Origin of the sequence: uncultured Xylophilus sp., from assembly GCA_913776965.1 — a bacterium.
Classification (GTDB): Bacteria; Pseudomonadota; Gammaproteobacteria; order Burkholderiales; family Burkholderiaceae_C; genus Xylophilus.
Map to the genome: position 1 here is coordinate 1 of CAJYQL010000136.1, position 10,173 is coordinate 10,173.

The following is a 10,173-nucleotide window of genomic DNA, read 5'->3' on the forward strand; positions in this document are numbered from 1 at the left end:
CACCGGCGAACACCGACAGACCGCTGTGGGCCTTGGCGATGTTGTTGATGAGCTCCATCATGTTCACGGTCTTGCCCACGCCGGCGCCGCCGAACAGGCCCACCTTGCCGCCCTTGGCGAACGGGCAGATCAGGTCGATCACCTTGATGCCGGTTTCCAGCAGCTCCTGCGACGGCGACAGTTCGTCGTACGCGGGCGCCTTGCGGTGGATGGAGGCGGTCAGTTCCTGGCCGACCGGGCCGCGCTCGTCGATCGGCGAGCCCAGCACGTCCATGATGCGGCCGAGGGTGGCCTTGCCGACCGGCACGGTGATCGGCGCATCGGTGTTGAACACGACCAGACCGCGGCGCAGGCCGTCGGAGGAACCTAGCGCGATGGTGCGGACCACGCCGTCGCCCAGCTGCTGCTGGACTTCGAGCGTCAGAGGCGAGCCTTCGAGCTTGAGTGCGTCGTAGACCTTCGGCATGCGGTCGCGCGGGAACTCCACGTCGACCACGGCGCCGATGCACTGCACGATCTTGCCCTGTGCGCCTGCTTGGATACTTGCTTGAGCCATTGTTTGCTCCAAAAAATTGAACGTGATCTCGCGCGGGTCAGACCGCGGCGGCGCCCGAGACGATCTCCGAAAGTTCCTTCGTGATCGCAGCCTGGCGCGTCTTGTTGTAGACCAGCTTGAGTTCGCCGATGACGTTGCCGGCGTTGTCGGTGGCCGCCTTCATCGCGACCATGCGCGCCGAATGCTCGGACGCCATGTTCTCGGCGACCGCCTGGTAGACCAGGGATTCGGCATAGCGCACCAGCAGTTCGTCGATGACGGTCTGCGCGTCGGGCTCGTAGATGTATTCCCAGTTCGCACCGGTGCCGGCGGGCTTCGCGTCGCTCGACAGCGTTGCCGCCGACAGCGGCAGCAGCTGCTCCACCACCGCCTCCTGCTTCACCGTGTTGATGAACTTGGTGTAGGCGATGTAGACCGCGCTGATGCGGCCTTCGGCATACGCGTCGAGCAGCACCTTCGCCGGGCCGATCAGCTTGTCGAGGTGCGGCCGATCACCCAGCTGGGTGACGTGGGCCACGACCTTGGCGCCGATGCGGTTGAAGAAGCTCAGCCCCTTGTTGCCGACCGCGACGACCTCGGTGGAGAGGCCCGCGTCCTGCAGCTCGCGCAGCTTGAGGGTCACCGCACGCAGCACGTTGGTGTTCAAGCCGCCGCACAGGCCCTTGTCCGTGGTCACCGTGATCAGGCCCGCCACCTTGGCGTCGTTGACCTGCATGAACGGATGCACGTACTCGGGGTTCGCCTGGCCCAGGTGGGCGGCGATGGTGCGGATCTTCTCGCTGTACGGACGGGCGGCACGCATCCGGTCCTGCGCCTTGCGCATCTTCGAGACCGAGACCATTTCCATGGCCTTGGTGATCTTCTTCGTGTTCTCGAAGCTCTTGATCTGGCCGCGAATTTCCTTGCCTGTTGCCATGCGTGACTCCTTGTGTCTTCAGTCGGCGCGGCGGGTCAGGCGAAGGACTTCTTGAACGCGGTGATCGCAGCGTGGAGTTCGGCCTCGGCGTCCTTGTCGATCGCCTTGGACTGCTCGATCTTGTCGAGCAGCGCGCCGTGGCTGGTCTTCAGGAACTGGTGCAGGCCGTGCTCGAAGGGCAGCACCTTCTTCACGTCGATGTCGTCCATGAAGCCCTTGTTCACCGCGAACAGCGAGGCGCCCATCAGCGAGATCGGCAGCGGGCTGTACTGGGCCTGCTTCAGCAGTTCGGTCACGCGGGCGCCGCGGTCGAGCTGCTTCTTGGTGGAAGCGTCGAGGTCCGAGGCGAACTGTGCGAAGGCCGCGAGTTCACGGTACTGCGCCAAGTCGGTACGGATACCGCCGGACAGGCCCTTGATCACCTTGGTCTGGGCCGACGAGCCCACGCGCGACACCGAGATACCGGCGTTGATCGCGGGACGGATGCCGGCGTTGAACAGGTTGGTTTCCAGGAAGATCTGGCCGTCGGTGATCGAGATCACGTTGGTCGGCACGAACGCGGACACGTCGCCGGCCTGCGTCTCGATGATCGGCAGCGCGGTCAGCGAACCGGTCTTGCCCTTGACTTCGCCCTTGGTGAAGGCTTCGACATAGTCGGCGTTCACCCGTGCGGCACGCTCCAGCAGGCGGCTGTGGAGATAGAACACGTCGCCGGGATAGGCTTCGCGGCCCGGCGGGCGGCGCAGCAGCAGCGAGACCTGGCGGTAGGCGACGGCCTGCTTGGACAGGTCGTCGTACACGATCAGGGCGTCCTGACCGCGGTCGCGGAAGTACTCGCCCATCGTGCAGCCGGAGTAGGCCGACACGTACTGCATCGCAGCGGATTCGGAGGCCGATGCGGCCACGACGATGGTGTAGTCCATGGCGCCGGACTGCTCCAGCGCGCGCACCACGTTCTTGATCGAAGATGCCTTCTGGCCGATCGCGACGTAGACGCAGGTCATGTTCTGACCCTTCTGGTTGATGATCGCGTCGATCGCCACCGCGGTCTTGCCGGTCTGGCGGTCGCCGATGATCAGCTCGCGCTGGCCACGGCCGACGGGCACCATCGAGTCGATCGACTTCAGGCCGGTCTGCATCGGCTGGTCCACCGACTTCCGCGCGATCACGCCCGGGGCGACCTTCTCGATCACGTCGGTCATCTTGGCGTTGATCGGGCCCTTGCCGTCGATCGGCTGGCCGAGCGCGTTGACCACGCGGCCGATCAGCTCGGGGCCGACCGGCACTTCCAGGATGCGGCCCGTGCACTTGACGGTGTCGCCTTCGGAGATGTGCTCGTACTCGCCCAGGATCACGGCGCCGACGGAGTCGCGCTCGAGGTTCAGGGCGAGACCGAACGACGGCTGGCCGTCGGAGCCGGCCGGGAATTCGAGCATTTCGCCCTGCATCACGTCCGACAGGCCGTGCACGCGCACGATGCCGTCGGTCACGGACACCACGGTGCCCTGGTTGCGGATGTCGGCGCTGCCCGCGAGCCCCTCGATGCGGCTCTTGATCAGTTCGGAAATTTCTGCGGGATTGAGTTGCATGACTCTTTCCTTGTCTTTGGGGTTGCGGGAAGCCCGGCGCTCACGCGGCCAGGACTGCCTTCATTTGTTCGAGACGGGCCCGGACCGAGGTGTCAAGCACTTCGTCGCCGACGACGACGCGCACGCCGCCGATCAGCGATGCGTCCTGCTGCACCGTCAGGTTCAGCGGGCGGCCGAAGCGCCGCGAGAGCGCCTGGCCCAGGTCGGCGAGCGCGGCCGCGTCGATCGGGAAGGCGCTGTAGACCATCGCGTCGGCAGAGCCTGCACGGGCGTTGACCAGTCCGCGGAACTGGCGCGCGATCTCGGGCAGCGCCGACAGGCGGCCGTTCTCGATCACGGTCTGCAGCAGGTTGCGGCCGGCCGGAGGCAGGGGTGCGCGCAGCAGCCCGGCCACCACGTCCGACACCTGCGCGGCCGACACCCGGGGGTTGGCGGCGAACTGGGTCAGTTCGGTGTGGCCGGCGACGGCGGCGAGTTCGTCGACCCAGCCGGTCGCCGCAGCCTGCTCGGCCTCGGGCGTCGCCTGGAACAGCGCCTCGGCGTAGGGACGCGCGATGGTGGCGATTTCTGCCATGGGGCGTCCTCGGGTTACAGCTCGGTTTTCAGGCGCTGGAGCAGTTCGGCATGGACGCCGGCATCGACCTCCCTGCGCAGGATCTGCTCGGCACCCTTGACGGCGAGCACGGCGACTTCCTCGCGCAGCGCTTCGCGCACGCGGATGGTCTGCTGCTCGGCATCGGCGCGGGCGGCGGCAACGATCTTGTTGCCTTCTTCCGTCGCACGGGCCTTGGCCTCGTCGATGATGGCCTGGGCACGGCGCTCGGCATCGGCCAGGCGCTGCGCCGTTTCGTTGCGCGTATCGGCCAGTTCCTTGTCGACACGCTGGGTCACAGCGGTCAGCTCGGTCTTGGCACGGTCGGCTGCCGCCAGGCCATCGGCGATTTTCTGTGCCCGCTCGTCCAGGGCCTTCGCGATCGGGGGCCACACGAACTTCATCGTGAACAGCACCAGGATCAGGAAGACGATGCCCTGGATGAACAGGGTCGCGTTGATACTCACGGCAACACCTTTCTCGGGGAGTGGCGTCGGACCGCGATCAGGCCAGGGCAGCGATGAACGGGTTGGCGAAAGCGAACAGCAGGGCGATGGCCACGCCGATCAGGAAGGCGGCGTCGATCAGGCCGGCCAAGATGAACATCTTGGTCTGCAGTTCGTTCATGAGTTCGGGCTGGCGTGCCGAGGACTCGAGGAACTTGCCGCCCATCAGCGCGATGCCGATGGATGCGCCGATGGCGCCCAGGCTGACGATGAGGCCACAGGCGATGGCGACGAGACCGAGAACGTTTTCCATGGAGAGCTCCTAGAGGACAGTAAAAGAGAACAAAGCGAAGGGAAACACGGGAACACAAGCACTTCGGAACCGGCAGGCCTGCAGGAGACCCGCCCCGTCCTCACTCAGTGCGACTCATGCGCCTGCCCCAGGTAGATCAGGGTCAGCATCATGAAAATGAACGCTTGCAGCGTAATGACGAGGATGTGGAAGACCGACCACAGCGTGCCGGCGATGATGTGGCCGACCGGCAGCAGCACGCCCGACAGGGACGCGGCGGCGGCGCCGCCCATCAGGGCGATCAGCATGAAGACGAGTTCGCCGGCGTACATGTTGCCGAACAGCCGCATGCCGTGCGAGACGGTCTTGGCGAGGTACTCGATGAACTGCATCACGATGTTGACCACGCCGAGGATGATCGCGAACACCGGGTTCTTGCTGGTGCCGAACGGTGCGGACACGAGCTCGTGGCCCCAGCCGCCCAGGCCCTTGATCTTCACGCTGTAGAGGAAACACAGGAACAGCACCGACGTCGACAGGCCGAGCGTGGTGGAGAGGTCCGCCGTCGGCACGACACGCATGTAGGCGTGGTGCGGGTCCAGGCCGACCTGGCCGTGGCCCCAGGCCCAGAGGGCCGGCAGGGCGTCGACCGGCAGCATGTCCATCGCGTTGAGCAGGAAGATCCAGACGAACACGGTAAGCGCCAGCGGGGCGATGAAGCGGCGGCTGTGGGCGTTGTGGATGTTGGCCTTGGCCTGCTTGTCCACCATCTCGACCAGCATCTCGACGGCGGCCTGGAAGCGGCCCGGCACGCCGGCCGTGGCGCGGCGCGCGCCGGCCCACAGCGCGATGCAGCCGAGCAGGCCGATCGTCAGCGCGTACAGCACCGAATCGAGGTTGATGACGTTGAAGTCGATGATCGACTTCTGGATGACCGGCTCGAGCTTCCAGTTCACCTGCCAGTGCTGGAGGTGGTGGACGATGTATTCGCTGGCGGTCGGTCCGTTCGCTGATGCAGCCATCTCGGTGTTTTTCCTTCTCTCTTGCGAGAGCCTTCAGTGTTCTTGCCCAACCGCGCTCCCGCGCGCCTTGCGACGCGGCAGGAATGCGATCCAGTACGCCTTCATCGTGAGCACCATGCCGGCCAGCAGCGCAAGCCACGACAGCCCCGGCACGACCCGGGGCGACATCGCCAGCAGGGCGATGGTCAGCACGATCTTGACGATTTCCCATCCCAGGAACCCGGCGGCCGCAACCCCCGGATTCGCCGCCGACCGGCTGCGGGTGAGGCCCCGGGCGAACACGGCTGCGGGAATCACCACCGCCGCCGCACCCCAGGCCGTCGACCACGCCATGCGGGCCTGCCCCGTGAGCGCCCAAGCCGCCAAGGCCGCCAGCACACCCACGCACATTTGTCCTGCGATCACCCGCCAGGGCGAAACCTGCGGGTGTCTGCTCATCAGCCGCTGCGCCTCCTCGGCGGTCAGTGGCTTGAATTCGGATTCTTGTGCCTCCAGATCATCGTTCGTGGCGTCAGGTTTCATGGTGGGCGAAGCCTGCGTAACGATCGGTGAATTTCAGCAAAGCCATTGATTATAGGTAGAAGCCCGCACGATGCGGTCATGACCTACCTGGTTATCGGAAAAGGCTGGCGCAGAGCGCGCCGTAGCCAACGCTCGACAATCGCTTCTTGCCGCCGCACCGATCCCCCGATGCCCCCTGTTTCACATTGCCTTCGTCTTCTCGCCTGCGCGGTGTGCGCGGTGGTTTCCGCAGGCTGCGCTCCTGTGAATCCTTACTACGACGCGGCCCGTCCGCACCATCGGCCGCAGGGCTTCCAGAACCGCTATGTCGAGTTCGCGCCGCGCGGCCTGGCCGATCTGGCGCGCTGGCGCTGGAATGCTTGGCGCGAAGGTCTGCCGCCTGCGCCGCAGACGCCGCCGCCGGTGGTTACGGCGGACCACAACTTCCTGCACGCCAACGCAGCGGCCGGCCCGGCGATGCAGCCGAGCGTCACCTTCATCGGGCATTCGACCGTGCTGCTGCAGATCCCGGTCGGCGACCGCGGCCTGCAGGTGCTGCTGGACCCGGTGTTTTCCGAACGGGCGTCGCCGGTGTCCTTCGCCGGGCCGCGGCGCTTCCAGCCGCCGGGGCTTGCGCTGGACGCGCTGCCGCACATCGACGTGGTGCTGGTGAGCCACAACCACTACGACCATCTCGACGAGGCATCGGTGCGCGCCCTCGCGCGGCAGCCCGGTGGGCCGCCGCTGTTCGTGGTGCCGCTCGGTATCGGGCCGTGGCTCGCATCGCACGGCGTACCGGATGCGGTCGAGCTCGACTGGTGGCAGAGCCACACGCTCGACCGCGGCGGCGAGAGCGCCGAGATCACGCTAACGCCGGCGCAGCACTGGAGCAGCCGCAGCCTGACCGATCGGATGACGACCCTCTGGGGCGGCTTCGCGGTCACGGCGCCGGCCTTCCATGCGTTCTACTCGGGCGACACCGCGTATTCGCGCGACTTCGCCGACATCGCGGCGCACTTCGCACCCCGGCAGGACGCGGCGCACGGCGGCGGCTTCGACCTCGCGCTGCTGCCGATCGGCGCCTACGCGCCGCGCTGGTTCATGCAGCAGCAGCACGCCGATCCCGCCGAAGCGGTGCAGATCCACCGCGACCTGCGCAGCAAGCGCAGCATCGGGGTGCACTGGGGCACTTTCGCGCTGACCGACGAGCCGCTCGACCAACCGCCGCGCGACCTTGCTGCAGCGGTCCGGCAACAGGGCCTGGCCGACGGTGCCTTCACCACGATGGCGATCGGCGAAACCCGCCGCCTGCCGCGCCGTACACCGGGCAACCCCTGAGGCCGCCCGACTTCCTCGTTCTTTTTGCGGAGCACTGCCGATGAGCACCCCCCCTCCCCCGTCCGACACTACCGATCCCCGCAAGGATTCGCTGATCGAGTACCCGTCGGAATTCCCGATCAAGGTGATGGGCACCAACGCCGAAGGATTCGTGCATGCGCTGACCGCCATCGCACGCGAGCATGACCCGTTCTTCGACGCCTCCACCATCGAGCTGCGCGACAGCAAGGGCGGCAAGTACCTGGGTGTGACGCTCACCGTCACCGCGACCAGCCGGGAACAGCTCGACAACCTCTACCGCGCGCTGTCGGGCCATCCGCTGGTCAAAGTGGTGCTCTGACCGATGGCGCTGGCGCCCACGCTGCTCGGCCGGGTCGACTACGCGGCCACCTATGCCGCCATGCAGGAGTTCACCGCCGCCCGCACGCCGGACGATGCCGACGCGCTGTGGATCTGCGAGCACGATCCGGTGTTCACCCAGGGCATCGCCGGCCGCGCGGGGCATGTGCTCGCGCCTGGGGACATCCCGGTGATCGCCACCAACCGCGGCGGGCAGGTCACCTACCACGGCCCGGGGCAGGTGGTCGCCTATCCGCTGCTCGACCTGCGGCGCGCCGGCTACTTCGTGAAGGAGTACGTCTACCGCATCGAGGAAGCCGTGGTCCGCACGCTCGCGCATTTCGGCGTGACCGGCCACCGCGTCGCGGGCGCGCCCGGCATCTACGTGCGCCGGGACGACCCGTTCTCGCATGCGGCGCTGGCCGGGCCGCAGCCGGCGGGCGATCCGTTCCGCGGGCTCGGCAAGATCGCGGCCCTCGGCATCAAGGTCAGCCGGCACTGCACGTACCACGGGGTCGCGCTCAACGTCGCGATGGACCTGGAACCCTTCTCGCGTATCGACCCCTGCGGGTATGCGGGCCTGGCGACGGTCGATCTTTCTACAATCGGCGTCCCTGCCCCCTGGGACGACGCCGCCGCCGTCCTGGCCGCCAAGCTGGGCATCTACCTCGCGCCCTGACCCCCGAACAAGAGCCACGCCCATGAGCACCACCGACGTCGTCCGCGAGGCGCAGAGCCTCGCCACCTACAACCCGCTGGCCAAGCAGAAGGCGGGCGCCAAGCTCTCGCGCATCCCGGTGAAGGTGGTGCAGGGCGAGACGCTGAAGAAGCCGGACTGGATCCGCGTGAAGGCGGGCTCGCCGACGACCCGCTTCTACGAGATCAAGGAGATCCTGCGCGAGAACAAGCTGCACACGGTCTGCGAGGAGGCGAGCTGCCCCAACATCGGCGAATGCTTCGGCAAGGGCACCGCGACCTTCATGATCATGGGCGACAAGTGCACCCGCCGCTGCCCGTTCTGCGACGTCGGACATGGCCGGCCCGACCCGCTCGACCAGGACGAGCCGCTGAACCTGGCGAAGACCATCGCCCAGCTGCGCCTGAAGTACGTGGTGATCACCAGCGTGGACCGCGACGACTTGCGCGACGGCGGCAGCGGCCATTTCGTGGAATGCATCCAGCACATCCGCGCGCTCTCGCCCGCGACGCAGATCGAGATCCTGGTGCCCGATTTCCGCGGCCGCGACGACCGCGCGCTCGAGATCCTGAAGGCCGCGCCGCCGGACGTGATGAACCACAACCTCGAGACCGCGCCGCGCCTGTACAAGGAAGCACGCCCGGGCTCCGACTACCAGTTCAGCCTGAACCTGCTGAAGAAGTTCAAGGCGCTGCACCCGACGGTGCCGACCAAGAGCGGCATCATGGTCGGCCTCGGCGAGACCGATGAGGAGATCCTGCAGGTGATGCAGGACATGCGCGACCACGACATCGACATGCTGACCATCGGCCAGTACCTGTCGCCCTCCAACAGCCACCTGCCGGTACGCCGCTACGTCCATCCGGACACCTTCAAGATGTTCGAGGAAAAAGCCTACGCGATGGGCTTCACCCACGCCGCGGTGGGTGCAATGGTCCGGTCGAGCTACCACGCCGACCAGCAGGCCGAGCACGTGCTGGCCGGTACGCACGGCGCCATCTGAGGCGCCCCGCGACCGCTTTTCGCTCGATTTCGGAAGGAAATCGGGCTCCAGCGCCCAGGGGACGGGCGCAAGTTGCTATCGAATCAGGAGCATCAGCGCACCATCGCGGCGGCCGGGTCGTCGGACTCGAGCACGCCGTTCGCCCAGGGCTCCAGCCGCTGCGTGTCGGCGCGCAGCACTTCCTGCTTGACCGCGAGGATCTGCGCCGGGTGCATGCTGAAGCTGCGCAGGCCCAGGCCGAGCAGCAGCCGGGTCATGGCGACGTCGCCGGCCATCTCGCCGCAGACGCTCACCTCCTTGCCCGCGCGCCGGCCAGCGGCGATCGTGTCGGCCACCAGCCGCAGCACGGCGGGATGCAGCGGGTCGTACAGGTGGGCGACGGCCTCGTCGGAGCGGTCGATCGCCAGGGTGTACTGGATCAGGTCGTTGGTGCCGATCGAGAGGAAATCGAACCAGCGCAGGAACAGCGGCAGCGTGAGCGCCGCGGCGGGCACCTCGATCATCGCGCCGATCGGCGGGTTGCCGTAGGCGATGCCGGCGTTGTCGAGTTCGGCGCGGGCATGGTCGATCAGCGCCATCGTGTGGCGGATCTCGCCGGCGTGCGCCAGCATCGGCACCAGCAGCTTGACCGGACCGTGGGCAGAGGCCCGCAGGATCGCCCGCAGCTGGGTGCGGAACATCGCCGGATCGGCCAGGCTCCAGCGGATCGCCCGCAGGCCGAGGGCCGGGTTCAGGCCCGGCACGCCGCCGCCGCGCAGGCTGTCGTCGAGCGGCTTGTCGTTGCCGATGTCCACCGTGCGGATCGTGACCGGCAGCCCCTGCATGCCCTCCACCGCGCGGCGGTAGGCCTGGTACTGCTCCTCCTCGTCGGGCAGCGCCGTC

The 10,173-nt window shown here is 67.3% G+C and carries 12 protein-coding genes and 1 pseudogene; 4 read left to right on the forward strand and 9 right to left on the reverse strand.

Features of this window, described 5'->3' with window-relative positions; genetic code table 11:
• The 8 genes and pseudogenes from QZ500_RS19455 to QZ500_RS19490 form a co-directional block, all read right to left on the reverse strand.
• Nucleotides 1-556: pseudogene (locus QZ500_RS19455) on the reverse strand (F0F1 ATP synthase subunit beta); the annotation flags it as partial.
• A 37-nt stretch (nucleotides 557-593) separates the two neighbouring features.
• The gene (atpG, locus tag QZ500_RS19460) at nucleotides 594-1,472 is read right to left on the reverse strand and encodes a F0F1 ATP synthase subunit gamma (protein ID WP_295857761.1); all 879 of its coding nucleotides are present in this window, start codon (nucleotides 1,470-1,472) and stop codon (nucleotides 594-596) included.
• Nucleotides 1,473-1,507: 35 nt separating this feature from the next.
• Complete coding sequence (gene atpA / locus QZ500_RS19465) at nucleotides 1,508-3,061, reverse strand: F0F1 ATP synthase subunit alpha (protein ID WP_295857763.1); 1,554 nt, start codon at nucleotides 3,059-3,061, stop codon at nucleotides 1,508-1,510.
• Between the two features lie 40 nt (nucleotides 3,062-3,101).
• Nucleotides 3,102-3,635 carry a F0F1 ATP synthase subunit delta gene (locus tag QZ500_RS19470; RefSeq protein WP_295857765.1) on the reverse strand — a complete coding sequence of 178 codons (534 nt, stop codon included), beginning with the start codon at nucleotides 3,633-3,635 and terminating at the stop codon, nucleotides 3,102-3,104.
• Between the two features lie 14 nt (nucleotides 3,636-3,649).
• Nucleotides 3,650-4,120, reverse strand: coding sequence for a F0F1 ATP synthase subunit B (locus QZ500_RS19475; protein WP_295857767.1), 471 nt, complete (start codon nucleotides 4,118-4,120; stop codon nucleotides 3,650-3,652).
• A gap of 37 nt (nucleotides 4,121-4,157) precedes the next feature.
• The gene (atpE, locus tag QZ500_RS19480; RefSeq protein WP_295857770.1) at nucleotides 4,158-4,412 is read right to left on the reverse strand and encodes a F0F1 ATP synthase subunit C; all 255 of its coding nucleotides are present in this window, start codon (nucleotides 4,410-4,412) and stop codon (nucleotides 4,158-4,160) included.
• Nucleotides 4,413-4,516: 104 nt separating this feature from the next.
• Nucleotides 4,517-5,413: a F0F1 ATP synthase subunit A gene (gene atpB / locus QZ500_RS19485; protein ID WP_295857772.1), complete on the reverse strand. Its 897-nt coding sequence runs from the start codon at nucleotides 5,411-5,413 to the stop codon at nucleotides 4,517-4,519.
• A gap of 33 nt (nucleotides 5,414-5,446) precedes the next feature.
• Nucleotides 5,447-5,935 carry an ATP synthase subunit I gene (locus QZ500_RS19490; RefSeq protein ID WP_295857773.1) on the reverse strand — a complete coding sequence of 163 codons (489 nt, stop codon included), beginning with the start codon at nucleotides 5,933-5,935 and terminating at the stop codon, nucleotides 5,447-5,449.
• Nucleotides 5,936-6,178: 243 nt separating this feature from the next.
• Here QZ500_RS19490 and QZ500_RS19495 point away from each other — a divergent pair, with 243 nt between their 5' ends.
• The 4 genes from QZ500_RS19495 to lipA are packed head-to-tail and all read left to right on the forward strand — an operon-like array spanning nucleotide 6,179 to nucleotide 9,291.
• A complete protein-coding gene (locus QZ500_RS19495) occupies nucleotides 6,179-7,252 on the forward strand; it encodes an MBL fold metallo-hydrolase (protein ID WP_295857775.1) in 1,074 nt (357 codons plus the stop codon).
• Between the two features lie 40 nt (nucleotides 7,253-7,292).
• Nucleotides 7,293-7,592: a DUF493 family protein gene (locus QZ500_RS19500; RefSeq protein WP_295857777.1), complete on the forward strand. Its 300-nt coding sequence runs from the start codon at nucleotides 7,293-7,295 to the stop codon at nucleotides 7,590-7,592.
• 3 nt (nucleotides 7,593-7,595) lie between these two features.
• Nucleotides 7,596-8,270 carry a lipoyl(octanoyl) transferase LipB gene (gene lipB, locus QZ500_RS19505; protein WP_295857779.1) on the forward strand — a complete coding sequence of 225 codons (675 nt, stop codon included), beginning with the start codon at nucleotides 7,596-7,598 and terminating at the stop codon, nucleotides 8,268-8,270.
• Nucleotides 8,271-8,292: 22 nt separating this feature from the next.
• Complete coding sequence (gene lipA / locus QZ500_RS19510; RefSeq protein WP_295857781.1) at nucleotides 8,293-9,291, forward strand: lipoyl synthase; 999 nt, start codon at nucleotides 8,293-8,295, stop codon at nucleotides 9,289-9,291.
• A gap of 92 nt (nucleotides 9,292-9,383) precedes the next feature.
• On the opposite strand, the gene QZ500_RS19515 is transcribed toward lipA, so the two are convergent.
• A partial coding sequence (locus tag QZ500_RS19515) for a putative PEP-binding protein (RefSeq protein WP_366763618.1) occupies nucleotides 9,384-10,173 on the reverse strand: 790 nt, incomplete at its 5' end.

Coding starts and splice junctions, on each gene's coding strand:
- atpA (WP_295857763.1), bottom strand. CDS start 3,061: ATGCAACTCAATCCCGCAGAAATTTCCGAACTGATCAAGAGCCGCATC.
- atpB (WP_295857772.1), bottom strand. CDS start 5,413: ATGGCTGCATCAGCGAACGGACCGACCGCCAGCGAATACATCGTCCAC.
- lipA (WP_295857781.1), top strand. CDS start 8,293: ATGAGCACCACCGACGTCGTCCGCGAGGCGCAGAGCCTCGCCACCTAC.
- QZ500_RS19490 (WP_295857773.1), bottom strand. CDS start 5,935: ATGAAACCTGACGCCACGAACGATGATCTGGAGGCACAAGAATCCGAA.
- atpE (WP_295857770.1), bottom strand. CDS start 4,412: ATGGAAAACGTTCTCGGTCTCGTCGCCATCGCCTGTGGCCTCATCGTC.
- QZ500_RS19470 (WP_295857765.1), bottom strand. CDS start 3,635: ATGGCAGAAATCGCCACCATCGCGCGTCCCTACGCCGAGGCGCTGTTC.
- QZ500_RS19500 (WP_295857777.1), top strand. CDS start 7,293: ATGAGCACCCCCCCTCCCCCGTCCGACACTACCGATCCCCGCAAGGAT.
- atpG (WP_295857761.1), bottom strand. CDS start 1,472: ATGGCAACAGGCAAGGAAATTCGCGGCCAGATCAAGAGCTTCGAGAAC.
- lipB (WP_295857779.1), top strand. CDS start 7,596: ATGGCGCTGGCGCCCACGCTGCTCGGCCGGGTCGACTACGCGGCCACC.